Below are 21,433 nucleotides of genomic sequence, written 5' to 3'. Positions count from 1 at the left end.
AACGTCAACAACTTTTGCGAAAAAAACTCAAAATTATTTTTTATTTCCCCGAATTCGGCCTAAAGCTTCGCTTTTGCTAGCCTCGATTGTCTCTGCGATTGGCTTAAAACCGGCCTTTACCCTTGTCGCTGTCCAAAAATGCTTGTAAATATTACGATTTTCTCCAGGTTTTGGATTTGCATGAACTTTTGGAATCGATAATTGACGAAAACTCAAACTAATTTTTTTACTATAGTTGTCGATATCAAGGATAATTGCCTCGACCGGCTGCCCTATATGAAATTCTTCCGGTAAATTATCAATCCGACCGTTTTTGCATTCCGAAATATGAACCAAACCCTGTGTCTTCGAATCAAGTTGCACAAAAACACCGTAATTTTGAATTCCGGAAACAGTTCCAGTTACTCTTTGGCCAATTTTATAGTCCATATTTCCATTATATGTGTTTTTAGATCAGCTATCGTAAACGACTGATATACTTAATCGGTATGCAATTTCTAATCGACTTTTTCCTTCACATCGACACTCATTTGGCTAATTTTGTTAATACTTTTGGCATCTGGAGTTATGTTTTCATTTTTTTTATTGTTTTGATAGAGACCGGTGCGGTTGTGCTGCCTTTTTTGCCCGGAGATTCGCTCCTGTTCGCCGCCGGAGCGTTGTCGGCGAACAATGACAACATCTTGAATGTTTGGGCTCTATGGGTCGGTTTTTTCCTTATTTCGTTAATTGGCGATTCTATGAATTATTTCATCGGCCAAACAGTTGGGAAAAAATTATTAAATACAAGAATCGGTCATTTTATCAAACCGGAACAAATCAGGGAAACCGAAAAATTTTACGAAAAACATGGTGCGGCCGCTATCATCCTAGCCCGCTACATGCCGATCATTAGAACTTTCGCTCCCTTCGTTGCTGCTGGATCCGGTTTTCCATATTCGCGCTTTCTCAAATATTCCTTAATTGGAACTTTTTCCTGGTCAACAATAGCCGTCTGGTGCGGATTCTTTTTTGGCAATATTACCTTCGTTCACGAGCACTTTACACTGATTATTCTGGCAATTATTGTTGTGACATTTTTGCCGGCTTTAATCGCTTTTTTTAAAAACCCATAAAACAAAAAAAGCGAAGAATTAATCTTCGCTTTTATCTTTATTAACCGGATCAATCTGAACGTTACCGGCGTTAATTTCTTCTAAAGCTCTTCCGATAGGCTTAACCGACTTATAATTATCCAAAGTGGGACCGACTAAAGTTTCCAATTGAGCGGCAATTTCTTGAATTTGTTTCTTGTCGCGATCAGTTGGTTTTTCTTCACGTTTTAATTTTAATAATTCATCTTTCAAACGTGGTAATTCTTCTAATTCTTTAGCACGTTTCGATGCCAAAGCGATTAATTTATAACGAGAATCGACTTTATTTAATAATTCGTCGACTGACGGATACATTAGGCTCATCTTAACCCTCCAATATTTTTATATAGCTGTTAGCCAGACGCTTAGCTTTTAATCTTTCGGCTCCGATAATTGTCTGAACCTTTTTAACTGCCTTATCCACTTTATCATTTACAACCGCATAATCATAGTTGGTCATCATTAAAATCTCTTGACGAGCTGTTTTTAAGCGTTCATCGATAACCTTATCGGACTCTGTTCCGCGGAGTTCCAAGCGATTCCTTAATTGCATTAAATCAGGTGGCAGGAGGAAGATCAAAATGGCATCAGGAACTTTGGCACGAACCTGCATTGCACCATTAACCTCGATTTCCATGAAAACATCGTTACCCTGCTGGCGCTGCTCGTCTATCCATGTCTTGGGCGTACCATAATATTGATCGACGTATTGGGCGTATTCAAGCATTTGCCCCTCATTAATCATCTGCTCGAATTTTTGTTTGCTGACAAAGAAATAATCTTTACCATCAACCTCGTTCCTGCGTGCTTCTCTAGTAGTTGCCGAAATTGAATAAAGCAACTCATGCGGATTTCTTTTAAATAAAGCTTTTCTAACCGTCCCCTTGCCAACACCGGATGGTCCGGAAAGCAAAAACAACATTCCTCGTTCATTCATGCCAACTAGTTTAACACTACAAAAGGTCTTAAATTTACCAATTCTTAAATATCATTTTAAAAGGATTTTTATCTCTTCTTGCATATTACAAATGTCAGAAAGTCACTTTCCGTTCGTAAAACTGTTTGCTATTTCGAACAAGCGTTCGTATATTAAATGGTGTTGAGAGAATAAAAAATGCAAAACGCAATCGTAAACAATCAAATACATCGTGTTAAGTCTTTTAAAAAAATCCTGATTAACATTAAGACAGCTTTACCGATTGAAAAGAAGGAACAGTTGGATGCGGAAACGATTATTGATCGCTTGAATTTAGCCTTAAGTTTTGACAAACCGGTTAAACTGCAGATAAATTGCGAGATCAATTCAGATAAAGTTGCTAATTTCACGGGAAAATTGCTACAAAGCAACAAGGGATCTCTTCTAATCCAAACCAATAACGATCTTAAAAAGATTAATCCAACAGAAATACGTTTTCTAAAATTAATTTAAATAAGCGTTAATTGCTTATTTTTTTTGTTCCAATAACTGCTTTGCGTTTGCTTTTGCCTGATCGGTAATTCGTTCCCCGGAGAGCATATTCGCAATTGCAAGTATCCTTTCTTCATGACTCAGTTGTGCAATTTTCGTACTTGTTCGACCCTTTTCAACTGCTTTTTCGATTTGAAGCTGATGATCGGCTGCCGAAGCAACCTGAGGAAGATGCGAAATAGAAATAACCTGGCAATTGGTAGAAATTGTCCTCATTTTTTTGGCAACCGCGACGGCCGCTCGTCCGGAAACACCCGTATCAACTTCATCAAAAATAATTGTTGGAATCGACATAGCCTTGGAGAAGACATTTGTGAGTGCTAAAAGAATTCGTGAGATCTCACCGCCGGATGCAATCTGGTTTAAAGGCAAGCTCGCTTCACCGGGATTGGTTTGAATCCAAAAATCAACTTCATCAAAACCGCTTGCAAACAATTTTTTAGTCTGATTAATATGAATTTCAAATACGGCCTCGCCTAAAAGTAGGTCTGATAGATTTCCGTGAATTTCTTTTTCAAGCCGTTCCGCTGTCTGCAGACGAATTTGATGCAATTGTTCTGCCAAAGCAATTAATTCCTTGCGAAGGCTTTCAAACCTCGTGCGTTGCGTCTGACGTTCCCGATCATAATTGCTTAAATCTTTAATCTCCTTTTGAATATTTTGGAAATAAAGGATTAAATCATCATTCGTTCGATGATATTTTCTTTCTGCTGCCTTGAGTTCGGTAATTCTGTCGGTAACTTTTTCGGCTTCCTGATCATCAAAACTCAAATCGTCGAGATTATTTCTTAGATCACGGGCCAATTCCTGTAAATTGAGATAACTTGATTCGATTGTCGAAGCAGCTGACGAATAATTATTATCGATTTCACTCAATTTTTTTAGATTATCATTCGCTTCATCCAATAAAGTCAAGGCATTAACATTCTGTGGATTATCAAGATCATTGATAGCTGAATTTAATAATTGATATATTTTCTCAAAGTTTTTAATTTTTTTATCTTCTTCAACCAGCTGGTCGAGTTCGTGTGGTTGGAGATTTAAATCCGATAATTCTTTAACTTCAAATTGAAGAAAATCAAGTCGGTTTTGTCGATCTTTTTCGTCTTTTTGTTTTTTGATAAGAATATTTTTTAACCTGGAATAATCATCAAATTTACTTTGATAATCATCAAGAAGATCTTGGAAATCATGATTGGCGAAACTGTCGACCAGACCAGCCTGCAGGTGATTATCAAGTAGTTCCTGATTATCGAATTGTGCAGATATTTTTACAAGCCGGCTACCGATCTGAGTCAACTGTTTGAGCGTGAGGATAATTCCATTTGCGGAAATCAAATTACGACCGGTTCGATTAATTTCCCGACGAATCACCAACTGCCGGTCTTTTTCGATTCCAAAATCTTCCAAACTTTTTTTTGGATAATCAAAGACGCCCTGAATAACGGCTTTCTTTTCTCCTTTACGGATCATTGAACTGTAAGAACGTTCTCCTACCAATAAGCTCAGAGCATCAATAATAATCGATTTTCCAGCTCCCGTCTCACCGGTCATAACGGTTAAGCCCTTGTCAAAATCAATTTGAGCGTCATTAATTATGGCGAAGTTTTTAATTGATAAATTATTTAGCATCTGTATGAATTGTACGAAATTTCTTGGCTTTCTGTAATCTACTTCTGATAACTATTAAAAATAAAATCTTTAATCGAATCAGGCAATAAGCCTGAATCAAACTTATGCGTGCCCTTTTTTAGGTAAAGCAAAAATTCATGATTACCATCACCGCCTTTAATCGGTGAATCAGTGAAGCCTGCCAAAGTAAAACCCAAATCATCAATAAGCAATTTCAATTTTTCAAAAGCTGCAAAAACAGAAGTTGTCTTCTTAACAATTCTTTTTTTTCAACGTTTAACTTGCCAACTTCAAATTGTGGTTTGAATAAAGCTACTACTTCACTCTCTTCAGACAAAATCGGATATAAAGAAGGTAAAATCATTTTCAGTGAAATAAAAGAAACATCGATCACGGCGCGTGTCGACAAAGGATTTAAAAAATCAGCTACCTTGGCATAACGAAAGTTGTATCCTTCCATATTCTTTACCCGATCATCCTGTCGCAAACGCCCGATTAATTGATCGTGGCCGACATCGACAGCATAAACAAATTTGGCTCCTTTGCGTAAAGAAAGGTCAGTGAAGCCACTGGTCGAAGCGCCAATGTCAATTACGATTTGTTTATTCAAATCAAAATGAAAATACTCGACTGCCTTTTCCAGCTTCAAAGCACCTCGCGAGGCAAAATCACTAACTGGTTCGGTTAAATGAAAAAGTGTCTCCCTTTCTACAGCGAAACTGGATTTGTTGAAAATTTTATTGCTTGTATCTGCTACAACGCCCTTCTTAATCGCCCGTTGAGCCTGAGTACGACTTTTAAAAAGGCCCTTTTCAACCAAATATTGATCTAAACGGATGGGAAAATTATTCATATTCTATCCAATAAATCAAGTAAAACTGTATTTTGAAAATCCGGAATTTCTTTAATTGCGTTAGCAGAAATTTTTAAATGTTCTTCCAATTCCGTCTGACTTTTCTGAACACCAATAAGTCTTGGAAAACTTTTTTTGTTTTCTTCCTCATCCTGTTTTATATCTCTCAAATCATCTTTTATTTGAAAAGCAATTCCAAGATTTGCACCATAAATATTTAAAGCACGCAGTTTATCATCCGACAATCCGGCTAAAATACCACCAGCAGTTGCCGCATAAGTCATTAAAGCACCGGTTTTCATTAAGTGGATAAATTCCAAATCATCGATCGATTCAACTTTATCCTGAGAAAATAAATCATATTGCTGTCCGCGAACCATGTTATCAGGTCCAGCTGCCAAAGCGAGATTATATATTAATCTTAGACGAATAGACTCGGGTAATGAAAGATTGGATATTTTTTTAAAAGCCTCTGTCAGTAAGCCATCCCCAACCAAAACAGCATTCCCAACCCCAAATTTTTTCCAAGTGCTGGACTGATTGCGACGTTTGGTATCGTCATCCATTTCCGGTAAATCATCATGAACCAATGAATAGGCATGCACAAACTCAACAGCCGTCGCCGCCTCAATTGTGCTGTCATTAATTACATTTCCAGCAGCTGCAAAAGTTGCCAAGGTTAAAAGTGGCCGTAAACGTTTGCCGGTTGAATTCAAAGCGTACGTAATCATCCTGAAAATATCATCATCACGATCAGCAAAATAATTACTTAAATCATTATTAATTTCCGGAAGGTAACGATTTGAAAAATCTTTAAACTTCATCCTGGTCACCCTTTCTCTGCGAATCCAAATTCAGTTGACTCAGATTTTCGTCAATTTTCTTTTGAGCATCATCAAGATATTTTTTTAATGATGAAGAAATTTTTACACCTTGTTCAAAATTCTTCAGTGCTTCGTCGATTGGAAGGTCGCCATTCTCCAATTTAGAGACGATTTGTTTTAAATCCTTCATATTTTTCTCAAAATCAAATTCTTCTGTCATCACTAATCTCCTTGATCTCTGCCAATGCGGATCCCTTTGCAAATAGTATCTTAATATGATCTTTTTCTTTTAACTGCTGAGCATTTTTAATTAGCCGATCCCCTTTGAAAGTCAATGAAAAACCACGATCAAGAACTTTCAACGGACTTAAGGCATCAAGTTTGGCAGTTAAATTAGCAAATTGTTGTATGTTTTTTTGAAACTCTCCAGCAAAAGAATTAGCAAGTCGTAAATTTAAATTTTGAAGTTTTTGTTCGTGATTAAAAAAAACCTGATCAAATGATTTCAAAGCCGGTGAATTTGCCAAATATTCAAAACGATTCAGGTTTTTTTGCAATAATTGTTTGATATCAACCGACATTAAAGCCGTCAATTGGTCAAGATTATTTCGATAATCCAATATTGCCGGTGTTACTTTATTAGCTGCCGCTGTGGGCGTTTCGACTCGATAATCAGCTGCCAAATCAGTTAAAGTAACATCAGTTTCATGACCAATCGAACTAATAACCGGTTTAGACAAGCTGGAAAGCAAACGAACCAACTGCTCGTCATTAAAGGGCCATAGATCAAGCATTGAACCACCACCGCGAGCAATAATAATTGCATCTGCATCGGATTGATCAGCTTTTTTAACTGCGGAAACAAGTTCTTTAACGGCACTATCTCCCTGAACCGAGGATTCGAATAATTCGATTTTTAAATTAGGATTACGATGACCGATAGTCGAACTGATATCATGAATAACCGCTCCTGTTTTAGAGGTAATAACGGCTATTTTTTTTGGAAAATAATTCAGCTCCTTTGTCGGCCTGTTGAAAATGCCCTCTTTTGTTAATTTATTTTTAAGTTCTGCCAGTTTTAAATACAGTTCGCCAAGGCCAGCCGGCTGCATTGAAAAAATAAAAAGCGAAGCGTAAGCTCGTTTGCCATAAAGACGAACGTCGGCAACCAAATTAACTTTATCTCCGGATTTGAAATCAAAAGGAAAACCGCGGAGAATAGTTGGTGAAACATAAGCGCGAATCGAGGATTCATCTTCGTCTCGAAGCTCGAAATATGCCGAGCCGCTGGAAATTTTGTAACCAAAAATTTCGCCAGTCAGTGAAACCTGTTTTAAATAAGGATCATGTACAAATTTAGCCGACAAATAGCGGTTTAGGGTTCCAACAGTTAAAAAATTGCTTTCTACTTCGTCCATAGTCAATTAAGAAACGAAATGTGCCAAAACTCCATTAACAAATTTCCCATCACTCTCATCACCAAAATTTTTTGCCAATTCGGTGGCCTGATCCAAAGAAACTTTTTTTGGAATATCAATCCGGCTTGTTAATTCAAAAAGACCAATCTGCATAGCAATATCGGCAGTTTTCGAAATACGTTCAAGTGACCAATTATCCTTTAGATAAGGTTTGTATTTTTCCTCTAACTCTTTATGTACTGCAAAAACACCATCAACCAATTCGTTAAAATAGTCGTCAATAGTATTTTGCTTAAACAAGACTTTTTTAAGTAAAGCCTTGTCTTGATCCGAATTTATTTCCAAAGCAAAAATCGCTTGGAAACTTAATTCTCTAATTTGTTGACGTGATAAACTCAAAATTTTAATTATCTTTCAGTGTATTTTTCTTAGGATCTGTTTTTTTGCTGCTCTTTGCAGTGGAAGTTCTGCTGCTCTTACGGGAACTCGTCCTTTTTTTAGCAGCCGGTTGTTTTTTAACAGTTGTTTTACTTTTTGCTTGATCTTTCTTTTCTTCGAATAAATTATTTGGATCAATTTCCGGTTTCACATCTTTATCGTGTATCAAGCTCGAAACAACCACATCGACATCGGAAACAGTCAAATCAGTCGCCGCCGAAATAGCCGACTTAACGGAGTTCTGAATCGCCAAAGCAGTTTTAGGAATATTAACACCATAAGTGAATATTGCGTAAACAGTAAACAAAAGATTTCCATCTTCATCTTGTTTCACAACCACACCCTTGGTCTGTTTATATTTTTTTGTAAAGAAAAATCCGGAAAAACGTTCTCTGGTCTGAGCCTGTAAACCGATCACGCCATCAATTTCTTTAGCAGCAATCGAGGCGATGGTTTCCAGAGTCGAGGAAGATATCTTTGTTTCGCCATCTAATTTACTGCCACCTAAAACAAAATATTTTGCTTCCTGAGCTTTTGTCATTAAGCACGCTCCTTATACGAGCCACCGTCAGAAGTATTGACAACCAATTTATCGCCGGCATTGACAAAATCCGGAACAGTAATAACCAGTCCCGTCTCCATTGTCGCTGGTTTGCCTCCACCGTTAACAGTTGCGCCTTTGATCGAGGGCTGAGTATCGGTAACCGACAATTCAACAGTAGCAGGCAGCTCGACATCTAAAATTTCATCCTTGTACGAAGTAACTTTAACCTGCATATTTTCCAGCAGAAACTTCAAAGAGTCTTTAATTTTATCTCCAGGTATTTCGACTTGATCATAGGTCTCAACATCCATGAATACATAACTGTCACCATTCGCGTATAAATATTGCATCGGGCGAGTAGTGATATCAGCTGCTTCCATACGCTCGCCGGCACGGAAAGTGATTTCGTTAACAGCGCCGGTTCGCAAGTTTTTCAGCTTGGAACGAACAAAAGCGCCGCCTTTACCAGGCTTGACGTGCTGAAAAGACAGTATGCGCCAGATTGCTTTGTTATATTCAATGGTTAAACCGTTTTTAAAATTCGATGTATCAATAGCCATATTTTTCTCACTTTCTACTTAACTGTAATATTTTATCATTGCTTAGACAAAATTGGCAGGATTTTGAAACTCGGAAGGAAACTCGAAATTATCAAAATATTCAAAAATATCGTCAATACTTCGCCCGCGGTAAACATATTTCATATCAAAAGGCGGAACAAAATCCTTACTGACGGCCTCCTCTATCCATTGCCACAACGTATCGTAGAAACCGTTAATGTTAAACAAAGCCAGAGGCTTTTCATGGAGATCGATTTTCGCCCAACTAATTGTCTGGGCAATTTCTTCCAAGGTACCAAATCCGCCCGGCAGTGCAATGAAAGCATCGGACTGATCAATCATTAACTGTTTGCGGGTATTCATATCGGGAGTTTGAACTAATTCGGTTATTTGGTCGGCATCGATCGAAGTCTCAGCCAGATTCGAGGGGGTAATTCCCAATACGCGGCCGCCGTTTTCCATAACCGACATTGCGACAATTCCCATCAAGCCATCTTTGCCGCCTCCGTACACCAAACGATAATTATTTTCGGCTAAATATTTTCCCAACTCGGTAGCTTTGTTGGAGAACATTTTTTCGTTTCCGAATTCTGCTCCCATAAAAACGCCGACCGATTTAATTTGTCCACTGCTTGTCATGATTTTATGTTAACCCGATGAAACTTTTTTTTGCTATACTGGTTGATACCTACTAGTTCATTTTTTGGACTATTCGTGACAAAATATTTTTGATAAAAAGGAATTTGTAAATGTCAGAAAAGGAACAAAGCGTAAATACTTTTGCGCATGAAGTTAAACTTGAGAATAATGAAGTTGGAGTGATGGCCCTCGGAGGCTTGGGCGAAATCGGGAAAAATACCTATGCTATCCAGTACCAAGACGAAATTGTCGTAATTGATGCCGGTATCATGTTTCCCGAAGATGATCTGTTGGGAGTTGATTATGTGATTCCCGATTATACCTATTTAGTTCAAAACATTGAAAAGGTTAAGGCCTTGGTGATTACCCATGGACACGAAGATCATATTGGTGCAATTTCCTACTTTTTGCGGGCCGTTAACGTGCCTGTCTATGCCCCACCGTTTGCGCTGGCTTTAATTAAAGGAAAACTCGAAGAACACAACTTATTAAAGAAAACCGAACTCCACGAAATAAAGCCAGATTCTTTTTTGGATTTTGGCAAGCTATCGGTAGAATTCTTTCAAACGACCCACTCGATCCCCGATACAGTTGGTGTTGCTGTTCATACGCCTAAAGGAACTATTGTCGAAACCGGTGATTTTAAATTTGATCTGACTCCGGTTACCAACCAGTATCCTGATATGTTGAAAATGGCAAAAATCGGCCGAGAAGGCGTTCTGCTGTTAATGTCCGATTCGACTAACGCCGAACGGCCGGAATTTACGAAGTCCGAAGCTTGGGTTCAAAAATCGATAGAAAGAATCTTCGATCGGATCACGAAAGGCAGAATTATATTTGCGACTTTCGCTTCCAATCTAAGCCGTGTCAAGATGGCAATGGATTCAGCTGTCAGACACGGACGCAAAATCGCTGTCTTTGGTCGATCAATGGAAACAGCTGTCAATAATGGCCGTGATTTGGGTTATTTGAATATTTCCGATGAATTCTTGCTAGAACCCAGTGATCTAAAAAATACTCCACCCGATGAAACCCTGATCCTTTCAACGGGTTCTCAAGGCGAGCCAATGGCCGCTTTGGCTAGAATTGCCAACGGGACCCATAAACAAATAAAGTTGCAACCGAATGACACAGTCGTTTTCTCTTCAAATCCAATTCCCGGGAATACTGCTTCGGTTAATAAAGTAATCAACGAACTTGAAGAAGGCGGTGCAAATGTTATTTATGGTCCACTAAACAATATTCATACTTCCGGTCATGGTGGACAAGAAGAACAAAAAATTATGCTCGAACTGATGAAGCCAAAATTCTTCATGCCGATTCACGGAGAATATCGAATGTTAAAGATTCATAGTGGCTTGGCCCAATCGACCGGTGTTCCCAGCGACCACATTTTCATTATGGATAACGGTGACGTTCTGGCCTTGGATGGCGAACATGCTCATCCAGCCGGTCATTTCTCATCGGAAGATATTTATGTCGACGGTGGTGGAATCGGAGACGTTGGGAATGCAGTTCTTCATGAAAGACAAAAACTTTCTCAAGACGGCTTGGTAATTGTCACAGCAACAATCAATATGCAGACCAAAGAGATTCTTTCCGGGCCGGACCTTCTTAGCCGAGGATTTGTATATATGCGGGAATCCGTTGATCTAATCAACGATGGCCGTCGAGTTGCCTTTGGAACAATTAGAAAAGCGATGATGTCGTCCAACGCCGACGAAGGGTCGATCAGGCAAGCGGTAATCGATGAATTAAGCCACTATCTTTACAAGAAAACGGCCCGTAAACCAATCGTTATACCGGTATTGATTCAAGTTAAATCTAATTAAAAAACAGTTCTTAACTTTAAGAACTGTTTTTTTATGTTTCTGTATGAAAACGATTTGAACGATTGGCAAGTCGCAAAATTGAATTCATTTCCGCCTTTTTATCAATCTGTTCAATTAAGCGCTCATCAAGATTACCGCGGTCAATTAATCCGTATATTCCATAAATGAAAGCCAAAATGGTTTGTCGCTGTCTGGAAAAAGATTTAATAGTTAGTCTCAAGGCATCATTTAGGTTATCAGTTGAAAAAAGGACCCAATAAACGTTTTCCAGAGTATGAATAGAATTTCCATCATGAGTTAGCTGATCGGCCCTTAAATCGGACATATCGGGCATATTCATTGGTGCAAAACTAATTAAATCAGGTTGAAAAATGGAACGCCGTGAATAATACTCATAAGTTATCGCAATTGAATTTTCGAGCGCGTGATGAAGCGATTCCCTACCAAGTATTTGGGATATTAAAAAGGAGACCATTCCAGAAGACATCATTGCCGAAGGATAGTTATGGGTCAAAGAAACCATATCATGAATTCTACCCATTGATTTTTCGTCATTGATAAAGGCCGAACCAATTCTGGAAGTTTCATAAAAAGCGATTGGCATAGCTCTTATCAAAACATTTTCATCATTCTCGACAGGATCGGTCGAACCAATTAAATCGAGATCGCGAGTTAATTCAAAATTAATGATTGACTGAATTTCCGTTTCAAAACGATCCGTTTGAATATCATCGGTCATCGAAAATTGGCCATTTCGCCACCATTCGGCAAAATTATGCATTACGTTCGCTCGCGAATATCCAAGCGAAATTGCACGAACTATCGCAAAAGTCAATCCAGTTGTTGGTGTCCAAAGAAATTCAAAGTCAGCCTCATCAAGATCGTTGTTTTCTCTTAAAGCCCATTTTGTGTTGCGTTTGCTTAAATTACCAAGCGCATCTCCAATAGCAATTCCGTACAACAACCTCCCGATTGTCGATAATCTTTTAGTCATTAGGTTTAGGCATTACATCTTTCCAGAAAGCATTATAGATAGCAGCAGCAGCTTTTTCAACGGCTCCGAAACTATCTACTTTATCTCCAACATAGGCAATCGCAATTGCGAATGGAGCATATGGGGAATACATAATCAAGGTATCGTTCTGAGTCTGCTGACCATCGACAAAGGATTCAGCAGTTCCGGTTTTCGCGGCTACTTTAGGACTTAGTTCGTGAATCAGAGTACCACCGGTATTATATTGACTGCTTCCGTTGGCAACATCCCACATTCCGGTTTTAATAACATTCCATTGTGCGCTGTTCATTTTTACATAGCCTTGAATCGTCGGACTCACTTCACTGGCGACCGACGATCTAACTCCGTTCTTGCCCGATTTCAAGACAGAAGCAACGACCTTCGGCTGTACCAAATATCCTCCATTGGCAATAGTACTTACAAAGCGAGCCATTTGAATAACCGAATAGGTATCGTATTGGCCAAAAGCTTCATCGATGAATGAGCTGGCCAAGGATCCGGTAATCGATCCTTTATAGCCCGCTGTTTCGCCTGGAAGGTCAATTCCAGTTCTACTGCCGAGTCCGAATTCGCCAAAGCCATTACGCATTTTCTGCCATATATTCGAACTAACGTTTAGGCTCATCCCCGATACATATGGCGTGCCGTTCATTTTTAAAGCCAGCTGGATCATATAAGTATTGGAAGAATCTTCGAGGGCTTGTTCGGCAGTCAGAGGAATTTTAACGCCAGTCGGATTAAAGTCGGAGTGTTTCTCGGCTGTACCGGCCAGCTTGATGATCTGATCATCCTGAGTGGAACTGGTCGGAGTAATGACACCAGCCTGCAAAGCCATCGACACCATCGCCGGTTTGACAGCAGAACCCATAACAATCGGATCCTGAATTGCTGCCAGATCATTTTGGGTCAGCTTACCAGTCTTAACGTTCCGATCCCAACCGGCCATTGCATAAACCCCACCGGTTTTCGGATTCATAACAGCGGCATAGCCACCGGTCGTCAAATCAGTGCCCATGTATTTCTTGAGTGCTGCAGAAACATCGCTTTGGAATTTGGAGTTAATCGTCAACTGCAGATTTTTTCCTGCCGTACCCGATTGTGTTACTTTGCTGCTAACAATTTTATTTTGAGAATTGGTTGTAATCTGAGTTTTTTTGCTAATTCCACGAAGAGTCTGTTCATACTCCTTTTCAATTCCGGAAATACCGACACTGTCGGTTCTTGAATAGCCTTCAGCAAGATATGTGCTTAAACTGCTGGCCGGAAGCCCACTTGACGAACCAGATAATGATCCAAGCAAAGTCTTGGAACTACTTCCTTGCGGATAATATCTCGTCCATCCTTGATTAATCCTGATACCGGAAAATTGACTCAGGCGTTCGCCGATTTCAGAAATTTCTTTGGTTGTTACACCCGTCGATTTAAGAGTAGTCGTAGATAAACTCGTTGTCTGAGCCATCTTATTGTAGATAGCAGCAGCATTTTTTTGCGAACTGCTTAATTCTAATTTGTTTTTCTTTAAATATTTGACCTCAAGCTTATATAAAGCGGAACTGGTCAGTTTGTTCACTGCGCTGTTGGAAAGTCCCAATTTTTTAATAGTTTCTTTACTGTGCTTGGAGCTGGTCAAATAATAGTCGATTTCCTGCGTTTCGGTTAAAGCACTGGTATCGATCGTTAAATACTTTGAAAGACGCGTCGCGCTTTTATAAATCTCGGCACTAGTGATCGACGGCAAACGCTCAAAACTGATTGAAGGAATCGACTTGTTTCCTGCCAACACTTTTCCGGTAGAATCGTAAATAACCCCTCGAGGAGCCTCTGTCGTCTCGACAGTAGCTTCGGTTTGGTTAACGATCGTCGAGTAACTCTTCCCGGAAATGATTGTCAGCATTCCTAATTTGATAATCAAAAGCAAAAGCAGAAAGCCGCTTAAGCCAAGCAAAACGTTCAAACGAACGGGAATAGTCGAGTTATTGTTTTTATCCGAATGAGAATCTTTTTTATTGAAATTTTCTAATTTTGGTTTTTTAATCACTTTTTTAAGTTCCAAATAAGTAGCAGTTTTATTGTATCATCGTATGTATCATCGTAAGATAAGTTATAGTCAATGCTTGAAAAAATTCGAAAAATTATCTTAAATCACTATTTCCTCAGTTTTGCTCTGCCGGCATTAATAATGCTTTTTTACTTTTATTATCGAAAAATGGCTCCTTTCGGCAATAGTTCGATTCTAACAGTCGATCTGGGTCAACAATACGTAGATATGTTCTCCGGTATGCGCGAAACAATTTTGCATCAGCCGAATCAGCTTTTTTACAGTTTTGCAAAAAATTTTGGTGGTGAAATGTTTTCCGAGTGGTCCTATTATCTTTTTAGTCCACTAAATCTCTTACTGCTTTTTTTTAATCAAGCCAATCTTCCGAGCGGAATATTATTTTTGACAGTTGTTCGTTTCGGCCTTGCCGGGCTTTCTATGCAATATTTGCTGGTAAGAAGAAATTTTACCGGCAAAGAAATGGGTTTACTTATATCCAGTTCTTATGCTCTGTCGGGCTGGTTTGTCGCTAATCAGGTAAATCTGTTGTGGCAGGACCAAATAATCTTGTTACCGTTAATCATTTATGCTGCGATCAAATTAATTAACGAGCAAAAATATTTGCCTTTTGTTTTAATCTTCGCTTTTTCAATTATCGATAATTTTTATATTGCCTACATGATCGGTATCTTTTTACCAATGTTTGCTATTTGGCAGATTAGCCGATATTATTCAAAATTTCTAAACCAATCGTTAATATTTCTTCGATTTTTGTCATCGATGCTGCTATCGGTTTTAATTTCTTCGGTCGTTTTGATTCCGACTGCTTTTCAACTCATACAGGGAAAAGGCCAGGATACGATTGCAAGCATAGATTGGGGTTTCATTCAAAAACCTTATTTGGTAATTTTGAAATTAATTCCCGGATCATTCAACTTCAGTCAGATGAAAACAGGACTTGCCAATATCTTTGTACCTTTCATAATAATTATTGGTTTAATCACCTATTTTTCAATCAAACAAGAAAAAATATCCACGAAAATTATCAGTGGACTAATCATCGCTTTATACAGCTTGAGTTTTGTTTGGCAACCGCTAAATATTTTATTCCATATGATGCAATATCCGGTTTGGTATCCATATCGCTATAGTTTCATTTTTAGTTTTTTTATTCTTCTACTGGCAGCCATCGGCCTTGAAAAAAGCAAACATGCAAATTTTCCCAGTTTCGTCCTAAGTCTGCTCTTAATAGCTGTAATCAGCAGCGTCGCGGTCTTCTTCAACAAGAAAATAAATTTCGTAAATTCTCAGCAGGTTCGTTTGTTCATCTTTCTTTCTGTTTCGGCTCTTTTGGTTTACATGGTTCGTAGTTATATGAAGCATGATGTTTGGGCCTACTTTCTTTTACTGATTGGTTTAACGAGCTCAGCCCTAAATGCTTATATATCGACAAACAACTTTAGTTATTTAACAAACAGCGAATATCAAAGGACCGTAAAAGCATTACAACAATCAACAAGTGATTTATCAAAAAAAGGTTTTTATCGAGTTGGTCAGACATTTTCCAGAACCCGGGGCGATGCTTTTGCCACCGGATACAACGGAGGTATGCATTTTTCCTCGACCGTCGATAAAACAACACCAGAGTTATTTGGTGCCTTTGGTCAAGTGGCAAATGATTACTATACTTCCTACTCATTTGGAACAGTTTTGACAGACGCAATTTTTGATATGAAATATTTTATTTCTCCAGTCTATGGCGGATCCAATGCAGCCGGTTCTCCTAAGGCAATGGCGAACTCTTATCGTCCAGATCTGACCAACTACAGACTTTTGCAAAGTAGAAACCAAGTCATGACGATTAAAAATAAAAATGCACTGCCGATAATTTTTCCGACTTCCAGCAAAGTTTTAAAAAGTAAAATCATTCCGGAAAATCCTATTCTTACTTCCAACTCGCTTTGGGAAGGAATAACCGGTACAAAAAATTTGGTCCAAAGCAACGTTCCCTTTAGTTACAGTACCGAAAATATAAAAACTCTGATTAGTCTTAATGGCCAAACCGCTCAAAAAATTAATTCAGGTCAAGATGCAGTGATCAACATCAGTTTCAAACCAAATACAAATGGTTCCTACTATTTGACACTTCCGGTCTCATTTGCAAATAATGCTACCTGGATTACGGTTAATGGAGAAACAATCCCACAATATGCAAATCGTGAGAACGTTGTCGCCTTAAACGTTGCTAATCACGATAAGAACCTTCAAATAACAATCGGGATTCATTTAAATTATTCCGAGCTTTTCCTAAACGATTTGGAATTATATTCGATTAATGATTCAAAACTTGCCAAATCAGCAAATAAGGTTCAAAAAACCGGAATAAAAAACTTGAAATTCAATCAAACCAGTTTTACCGGTGAAGTGGACGTTAAAAAGAATCAAAAGATTCTCATGACAACGATTCCGGCGGCACCGGGTTGGAAAATCAAAATAGATGGAAAAAACACTCCTGTAAAAACAATTGACAATTATTTTATTGGCGCAAAAATCAAGCAAGGCAGGCACAAAGTTCAAATATATTATCAGGAACCTTACTTGGGAGTCGCTTCGGCTATTACATTGATAAGCATATTGCTAGTAACACTAATCGAAATTAATAAAAGAAAAAAGTTCTTCACTATTTCAAAAATACTGAAAAATAATAAGAAATAAGTCACTTAAACATAGTGCTTGACAGTTACTTAACACGTGTTATGCTAGTTTTGCTGTAAATTTTGAAAGGATACAGGATATATATGGCAGAAGAAAAAACATATCCAATGACCGCTGAAGGTCTTGCCAAGCTTCAAGCAGAACTTGATGATCTTATTACAAATAAGCGCCCGGCAATTACAAGTAGAATACAAGAAGCTCGTTCTTTTGGAGATTTATCTGAAAATTCGGAATACCAATCGGCTAAAGATGAACAAGCATTTGTCGAGGGCAGAGTAAAACAGCTTCAGCAAATGATTCAATTCGCCCAGGTTATCGATGCATCCAGTGCTTCAAAGAACGTCGTCACGCTTGGAAAGAAAATTTCTTTTAAAGAAGTTCCGGATGGAGATGAAGAAACCTATACGATTGTTGGTTCAGCCGAATCCGATCCTCTATCAGGAAAAATATCAAACGACTCGCCAATGGGAAAAGCACTTTTGGACCACAAAACAGGCGATAAAGTTGAAATTCCACTTCCTGAAAATCATTCGGTGACAGTTGAAATACTTCATGTAAGTAAAGCTAAATAACAAAAACCCAGGTTAATTAACCTGGGTTTTTAATTATCGTATTGATTCAATTTGTACGTTTTAATTAACGTAATAAGTTTATTAGCATAATCTGGATCGGTTGCATAACCATCTTTAACCAATGCTTTAGCGGCAGCTGAATAATCGCCGGCTGCCAGAACATCTTTAAATTGTGTTGAATTTGTCTCAGTACCGTTAGCAATGAATTTAGCATGCGCCAGCATACTATCATGCCAATTACTGTAAACAGCAAATTTATCTTTTTCCGTTACCCATTTCCCGTTAACATACTCTTTGGTCTCCAACTGAATACTTTTTTGACTGCCCTGAGCTTTAATTCCGTAGTAATTATTATATTTCGAAGCCAAAGTGCTTGTGCCCCAATCAGATTCCAAAATTGTTTGAGCAAGATCGATCGAAGCCAAGACCTTGTATTTCTTTTGCAATTCCTGAGCATATTTAACGCGTTTTTTAATAAAAAGTTTGCGATAAACCTCGGTATTCGGTCCTTTAACTAAGCGTGAGTATATTTGGGGTATCGACTGGGATCTTTGCAGGTAATAAGTGCCTGCCTGTAATCCACTGCCGCCTTTGTCCAATGCGTACTTGGAAAAATCGAGCTCAGTTCTAACCAAACCGGCTTTTTTTAAATCCTTAGCCATATCTTGAACCGATGATCCGGTTTTTATTACAACAACCCGATAACTATTATCTTTTGAATCGATCGCAGAATATTCTTCCTGCAGTTGATTTTCCTGCATTTTATTATAAAAATTTGTTCCAAAAATAATAAGCAAAAATAAAATAATTAATACGATAATTATTCTTCTAAGTCGTCTGCTTTTTTGGCTTTTACTTCTTGTATTTTTTCTTCTCGTACCTGTTCTTTTTGTTTTTTTTTGCATGACAATTTAATCTTACTAGTTTTTCAAAGCAAAATAAAAAGAGATCCTGGTCAACAGGTATCCCTTTAAAATTAAAATTGGTCGATCAATAACTGCCTAATTTCAGCTAAATTCGGTTGTCGCGGATTTCCTGGCGTGCACTGGTCATCGTAAACAAGATCAACCAGTTGATCCAAAGAATGTTCAAAGCTCTTTTTATCGACTCCATTGCCGCTCAAAGTAATATCGACATCCAAGGCATCGGTTAATTCCTTGATTTTGGCGATAAGTTTTTCAACCAATTCGGCATCGTTCTTACCGCTGAGGCCAATATGGCGCGCAATATCGGCATAATCTTTTTGGGCTGTATAAACCTCATAACGAGGAAAAGGAGTCCGTTTGACGTTTCCGGTAACCGCATTAAATCGAATTACATGTGGCATCGCGATGCTGATTGCCAAACCATGAGGAAGACCGAACTCTCCACCGGTTTTATGGGCCAGTGAATGGTTTATGCCCAAGAAGGCGTTTCCGAAAGACATGCCGGCCAAAGTTGCAGCATAATGCATTTTTTCACGTGCCTCGGCGCCCCGATTAGTTGGGTGCTTTGGATCGTAATTATAGGAATCAACGATGTTTTCAAAAATCAGTTTGATTGCCTGTAAAGCCCACGGCCGTGTAAATTCAGAACTCATAACCGACACGTAGGATTCAAGCGAGTGAGATAAGGCGTCCAGTCCAGACCAAGCCAGGGTCCGTTTTGGTACAGTCATAACCAATTCAGGATCAACGATTGCAACTTGCGGAGTTAATTCATAATCGGCCAAAGGGTATTTAACGTGAGTTTCATCATCGGTGATAACCGAAAACGGTGTTACTTCCGAACCGGTACCCGAAGTTGTTGGAATAGCAACCAGTTGAGTCAAATTCTGATGTTCGAATTTAACAATCCGTTTCCGAATATCCATAAACTTTTGCTGCAATCCTTTAAACAATTCTTTAATATCGTCAATGTTTTCCAAAAAACCAATGTGGTCCGGTTCTTGAGAATATTCATAAAGAAAACGGGAAATCTTGGCAACATCCAAAGAGGAACCTCCTCCAAGAGCAATTACTGTATCCGGTTCGAACTCCTGCATTTGTTTTGCAATTTCAACAGCCTGACTCAAATAAGGATCCGGTTGAACAGAACTGTAAATACTTGTTTTAACCTGGTCGGGACGCAATTCGAATTGCTCAAGAATCCGATCGACGAATCCATATTTGACCAACGAATGATCGGTAATAACGAAAGCCCGATTGACGTTCGGTAATTCCTGCAGATAGGTAATGGCATTTTTCTCATAGTAGATATCTTTTGGAAGACGAACCCATTGAGGACGATTACGTCTGCGGGCAACCGTTTTGACATTCAACAAATCGTAAGTTGATAAATTATGTGACAATGAATTCTTCCCCCATGAACCAGTACCAAGCGTCATACTTGGACGCAATGCATCTGTATAAATATCGCCGACTCCACCTATTGAATCGGGCTGGTTAACCAAAATTCTAGATGCAGAAACTGCATCGGCATATTCTTTAACAAAGGGATCGTCTTGAGCGCCAATCTGGATTGCCGCATTATGACCAGCTCCTTGATAGTTCAAAAGTCTTTGAACAACTTTTATCGCTTCTTTACGATCAGCAGCTTTATAGACCGAAAGCAAGGGGCTAAGTTTTTCCGAGGAAAGTTTTTCGCCAATGTCGTCTTGATCCAACTCAAACAACAAAACATCTTTGCCCTTCGGCAAAGTAACACCGGCATGTTCAGCAATCCAACGGCCACTCATCCCGGCAACCGGACCATTAACTGCATGTTTATCGCTGAAAACAAAATCAGCGATCTTTTTGTAATCATCCTTCGGAACGAGATAAGTACCCTTTTCCTGCATTAATTTCATAAATTCGTCATAAACCGAAGCTTCGATAACTGCGGAATTCTCTGTAGCGCAAATCATTCCATTATCAAAACGTTTTGATAGCAACAAGTCTTCTGCCGCTCGACGAACACGAGCCGTATGGTCAATGAAAACAGCTCCATTTCCTGCCCCAACACCCATTGAAGGGTTTCCCGATGTTAATGCGGCATGAACCATAGAAGGGCCTCCAGTAGCCAAAATTGAAGCTATTTCAGGATTTTGCATCAAAGCAGTCGTATTTTCCAAGGAAGGCGTTTCGATCCACTGAATGAAATCTTTCGGTGCTCCAGCTTTTCTAGCCGCCTGGTAAACAATTTTCGCAGCCGCTACAGACGATTTTTGTGCTTGCGGGTGAAAAGCAAAAATGATCGTATTACGTGTCTTAGCGGTTAACAATGATTTAAAAATCGTGGTAGACGTTGGATTTGTCGTTGGAACAATTCCGGCTAAAATCCCAAGTGGTGCAGCTAACTGAACTTTGCCAGTGATTGGGTCTTCATCAATTACGCCAACTGTTTTGTCATTTTTAATCGTGTTATATACAGATTCCGAGGCAAAACGATTTTTCGTATCTTTGTCTTCAACAACTCCTCTTCCAGTTTCATTTCGAGCAAAGTGTGCTAATTCCAAAGAATGTTCGGAACCAGCTAAAGCCATTGCGGCAACAATTTTGTCAACTTGTGATTGACTATATTGAGAGAATTCTAATAATGCCTGTCTTGATTTATCGACTAATTCTCCAATGTATTTTTTTGCTGTCTCCTTTTTGTCTTTAAGTTCGTCGGAAGTCAGTATCTTTTTAGTAATCTTCTTCGTTTCAACTGCCATAAGTTCTCCTTTGTAACAAGTCACATTTTAATTGTGAACTTATTAACAATAATAATCTAAAACTTCACAATCTGAATGT

General features: G+C 38.7%; 22 protein-coding genes. 5 read left to right on the top strand and 17 right to left on the bottom strand.

The window, feature by feature from the left end; translation table 11 throughout:
- Positions 1-33: 33 nt before the first annotated feature.
- Positions 34-429 (bottom strand): CvfD/Ygs/GSP13 family RNA-binding post-transcriptional regulator, encoded by a 396-nt coding sequence (locus J3U91_RS04090; protein ID WP_002819093.1) that lies wholly within the window; start codon positions 427-429, stop codon positions 34-36.
- A 59-nt stretch (positions 430-488) separates the two neighbouring features.
- Between J3U91_RS04090 and J3U91_RS04085 the strand changes: the two genes are divergently transcribed.
- Entirely contained in the window at positions 489-1,115 is a 627-nt protein-coding gene (locus J3U91_RS04085) for a VTT domain-containing protein (RefSeq protein WP_002819095.1), read from the top strand.
- 18 nt (positions 1,116-1,133) lie between these two features.
- On the opposite strand, the gene rpoZ is transcribed toward J3U91_RS04085, so the two are convergent.
- Both rpoZ and gmk read right to left on the bottom strand, forming a co-directional pair.
- Positions 1,134-1,457, bottom strand: a complete 324-nt coding sequence (gene rpoZ / locus J3U91_RS04080) for a DNA-directed RNA polymerase subunit omega (RefSeq protein WP_002816998.1) — start codon at positions 1,455-1,457, stop codon at positions 1,134-1,136.
- A gap of 1 nt (position 1,458) precedes the next feature.
- Complete coding sequence (gene gmk, locus J3U91_RS04075) at positions 1,459-2,070, bottom strand: guanylate kinase (protein WP_002820308.1); 612 nt, start codon at positions 2,068-2,070, stop codon at positions 1,459-1,461.
- 177 nt (positions 2,071-2,247) lie between these two features.
- On the opposite strand from gmk, the gene J3U91_RS04070 reads away from it, so the two are divergent.
- Entirely contained in the window at positions 2,248-2,562 is a 315-nt protein-coding gene (locus J3U91_RS04070) for a hypothetical protein (RefSeq protein ID WP_002816997.1), read from the top strand.
- Positions 2,563-2,577: 15 nt separating this feature from the next.
- Here J3U91_RS04070 and recN read toward each other — a convergent pair whose 3' ends face one another.
- Genes recN through J3U91_RS04020 form a run of 10 tightly spaced genes read right to left on the bottom strand, consistent with a single transcriptional unit; the run spans position 2,578 to position 9,509 of the window.
- Positions 2,578-4,233 (bottom strand): DNA repair protein RecN, encoded by a 1,656-nt coding sequence (recN, locus tag J3U91_RS04065; RefSeq protein WP_002819097.1) that lies wholly within the window; start codon positions 4,231-4,233, stop codon positions 2,578-2,580.
- Positions 4,234-4,271: 38 nt separating this feature from the next.
- Entirely contained in the window at positions 4,272-4,445 is a 174-nt protein-coding gene (locus J3U91_RS04060; RefSeq protein ID WP_226489986.1) for a hypothetical protein, read from the bottom strand.
- 2 nt (positions 4,446-4,447) lie between these two features.
- Positions 4,448-5,086, bottom strand: coding sequence for a TlyA family RNA methyltransferase (locus J3U91_RS04055; RefSeq protein WP_002819099.1), 639 nt, complete (start codon positions 5,084-5,086; stop codon positions 4,448-4,450).
- Complete coding sequence (locus J3U91_RS04050) at positions 5,083-5,910, bottom strand: polyprenyl synthetase family protein (protein WP_002819100.1); 828 nt, start codon at positions 5,908-5,910, stop codon at positions 5,083-5,085. Before J3U91_RS04050 ends, J3U91_RS04055 begins: the two co-directional genes overlap by 4 nt.
- On the bottom strand, positions 5,900-6,130 hold the full coding sequence (gene xseB, locus J3U91_RS04045) for an exodeoxyribonuclease VII small subunit (protein WP_002819101.1): 231 nt from the start codon (positions 6,128-6,130) through the stop codon (positions 5,900-5,902). The genes J3U91_RS04050 and xseB overlap by 11 nt, the downstream gene beginning before the upstream one ends.
- The gene (gene xseA, locus J3U91_RS04040) at positions 6,114-7,328 is read right to left on the bottom strand and encodes an exodeoxyribonuclease VII large subunit (protein ID WP_002819102.1); all 1,215 of its coding nucleotides are present in this window, start codon (positions 7,326-7,328) and stop codon (positions 6,114-6,116) included. Before xseA ends, xseB begins: the two co-directional genes overlap by 17 nt.
- Before the next feature lie 6 nt (positions 7,329-7,334).
- Positions 7,335-7,727, bottom strand: coding sequence for a transcription antitermination factor NusB (nusB, locus tag J3U91_RS04035; protein ID WP_002816992.1), 393 nt, complete (start codon positions 7,725-7,727; stop codon positions 7,335-7,337).
- Between the two features lie 4 nt (positions 7,728-7,731).
- A complete protein-coding gene (locus tag J3U91_RS04030) occupies positions 7,732-8,307 on the bottom strand; it encodes an Asp23/Gls24 family envelope stress response protein (protein ID WP_002819104.1) in 576 nt (191 codons plus the stop codon).
- A complete protein-coding gene (gene efp / locus J3U91_RS04025) occupies positions 8,307-8,870 on the bottom strand; it encodes an elongation factor P (RefSeq protein WP_002819105.1) in 564 nt (187 codons plus the stop codon). The genes J3U91_RS04030 and efp overlap by 1 nt, the downstream gene beginning before the upstream one ends.
- 42 nt (positions 8,871-8,912) lie before the next feature.
- Positions 8,913-9,509 (bottom strand): LOG family protein, encoded by a 597-nt coding sequence (locus J3U91_RS04020; protein WP_002819107.1) that lies wholly within the window; start codon positions 9,507-9,509, stop codon positions 8,913-8,915.
- 110 nt (positions 9,510-9,619) lie between these two features.
- On the opposite strand from J3U91_RS04020, the gene rnjA reads away from it, so the two are divergent.
- Positions 9,620-11,341: a ribonuclease J1 gene (gene rnjA / locus J3U91_RS04015; protein WP_002819108.1), complete on the top strand. Its 1,722-nt coding sequence runs from the start codon at positions 9,620-9,622 to the stop codon at positions 11,339-11,341.
- 31 nt (positions 11,342-11,372) lie between these two features.
- Here the strand turns inward: rnjA and J3U91_RS04010 are convergent, their stop codons facing one another.
- Together J3U91_RS04010 and J3U91_RS04005 are read right to left on the bottom strand one after the other, a co-directional pair.
- Positions 11,373-12,302 carry an ADP-ribosylglycohydrolase family protein gene (locus tag J3U91_RS04010; protein ID WP_002819109.1) on the bottom strand — a complete coding sequence of 310 codons (930 nt, stop codon included), beginning with the start codon at positions 12,300-12,302 and terminating at the stop codon, positions 11,373-11,375.
- 25 nt (positions 12,303-12,327) lie between these two features.
- Complete coding sequence (locus tag J3U91_RS04005) at positions 12,328-14,409, bottom strand: peptidoglycan D,D-transpeptidase FtsI family protein (RefSeq protein WP_002819110.1); 2,082 nt, start codon at positions 14,407-14,409, stop codon at positions 12,328-12,330.
- Between the two features lie 57 nt (positions 14,410-14,466).
- On the opposite strand from J3U91_RS04005, the gene J3U91_RS04000 reads away from it, so the two are divergent.
- Positions 14,467-17,109: a YfhO family protein gene (locus tag J3U91_RS04000; RefSeq protein ID WP_002816984.1), complete on the top strand. Its 2,643-nt coding sequence runs from the start codon at positions 14,467-14,469 to the stop codon at positions 17,107-17,109.
- Positions 17,110-17,192: 83 nt separating this feature from the next.
- A complete protein-coding gene (gene greA / locus J3U91_RS03995) occupies positions 17,193-17,681 on the top strand; it encodes a transcription elongation factor GreA (protein WP_002819112.1) in 489 nt (162 codons plus the stop codon).
- A 29-nt stretch (positions 17,682-17,710) separates the two neighbouring features.
- On the opposite strand, the gene J3U91_RS03990 is transcribed toward greA, so the two are convergent.
- Together J3U91_RS03990 and adhE are read right to left on the bottom strand one after the other, a co-directional pair.
- Entirely contained in the window at positions 17,711-18,586 is an 876-nt protein-coding gene (locus tag J3U91_RS03990) for a glycoside hydrolase family 73 protein (protein ID WP_002819113.1), read from the bottom strand.
- Between the two features lie 71 nt (positions 18,587-18,657).
- Entirely contained in the window at positions 18,658-21,354 is a 2,697-nt protein-coding gene (gene adhE, locus J3U91_RS03985; RefSeq protein ID WP_002819114.1) for a bifunctional acetaldehyde-CoA/alcohol dehydrogenase, read from the bottom strand.
- Between the last annotated feature and the right edge of the window lie 79 nt (positions 21,355-21,433).

The organism is Oenococcus oeni (genome assembly GCF_020510245.1).
Classification (GTDB): Bacteria; Bacillota; Bacilli; order Lactobacillales; family Lactobacillaceae; genus Oenococcus; species Oenococcus oeni.
Note: the sequence above shows the minus strand (reverse complement) of the source record. Positions and strands in the feature narration are given on the sequence as shown.

What these genes read in the sequence shown, in the direction of transcription:
- J3U91_RS04050 (WP_002819100.1), bottom strand. Translation starts at nt 5,910, where the DNA reads ATGAAGTTTAAAGATTTTTCAAATCGTTACCTTCCGGAAATTAATAAT.
- xseA (WP_002819102.1), bottom strand. Translation starts at nt 7,328, where the DNA reads ATGGACGAAGTAGAAAGCAATTTTTTAACTGTTGGAACCCTAAACCGC.
- J3U91_RS04030 (WP_002819104.1), bottom strand. Translation starts at nt 8,307, where the DNA reads ATGACAAAAGCTCAGGAAGCAAAATATTTTGTTTTAGGTGGCAGTAAA.
- rpoZ (WP_002816998.1), bottom strand. Translation starts at nt 1,457, where the DNA reads ATGAGCCTAATGTATCCGTCAGTCGACGAATTATTAAATAAAGTCGAT.
- J3U91_RS04055 (WP_002819099.1), bottom strand. Translation starts at nt 5,086, where the DNA reads ATGAATAATTTTCCCATCCGTTTAGATCAATATTTGGTTGAAAAGGGC.
- recN (WP_002819097.1), bottom strand. Translation starts at nt 4,233, where the DNA reads ATGCTAAATAATTTATCAATTAAAAACTTCGCCATAATTAATGACGCT.
- rnjA (WP_002819108.1), top strand. Translation starts at nt 9,620, where the DNA reads ATGTCAGAAAAGGAACAAAGCGTAAATACTTTTGCGCATGAAGTTAAA.
- gmk (WP_002820308.1), bottom strand. Translation starts at nt 2,070, where the DNA reads ATGAATGAACGAGGAATGTTGTTTTTGCTTTCCGGACCATCCGGTGTT.
- J3U91_RS04085 (WP_002819095.1), top strand. Translation starts at nt 489, where the DNA reads ATGCAATTTCTAATCGACTTTTTCCTTCACATCGACACTCATTTGGCT.
- J3U91_RS04070 (WP_002816997.1), top strand. Translation starts at nt 2,248, where the DNA reads ATGCAAAACGCAATCGTAAACAATCAAATACATCGTGTTAAGTCTTTT.
- J3U91_RS04090 (WP_002819093.1), bottom strand. Translation starts at nt 429, where the DNA reads ATGGACTATAAAATTGGCCAAAGAGTAACTGGAACTGTTTCCGGAATT.
- J3U91_RS03990 (WP_002819113.1), bottom strand. Translation starts at nt 18,586, where the DNA reads ATGCAAAAAAAAACAAAAAGAACAGGTACGAGAAGAAAAAATACAAGA.
- xseB (WP_002819101.1), bottom strand. Translation starts at nt 6,130, where the DNA reads ATGACAGAAGAATTTGATTTTGAGAAAAATATGAAGGATTTAAAACAA.
- adhE (WP_002819114.1), bottom strand. Translation starts at nt 21,354, where the DNA reads ATGGCAGTTGAAACGAAGAAGATTACTAAAAAGATACTGACTTCCGAC.
- J3U91_RS04020 (WP_002819107.1), bottom strand. Translation starts at nt 9,509, where the DNA reads ATGACAAGCAGTGGACAAATTAAATCGGTCGGCGTTTTTATGGGAGCA.
- efp (WP_002819105.1), bottom strand. Translation starts at nt 8,870, where the DNA reads ATGGCTATTGATACATCGAATTTTAAAAACGGTTTAACCATTGAATAT.
- J3U91_RS04000 (WP_002816984.1), top strand. Translation starts at nt 14,467, where the DNA reads ATGCTTGAAAAAATTCGAAAAATTATCTTAAATCACTATTTCCTCAGT.
- greA (WP_002819112.1), top strand. Translation starts at nt 17,193, where the DNA reads ATGGCAGAAGAAAAAACATATCCAATGACCGCTGAAGGTCTTGCCAAG.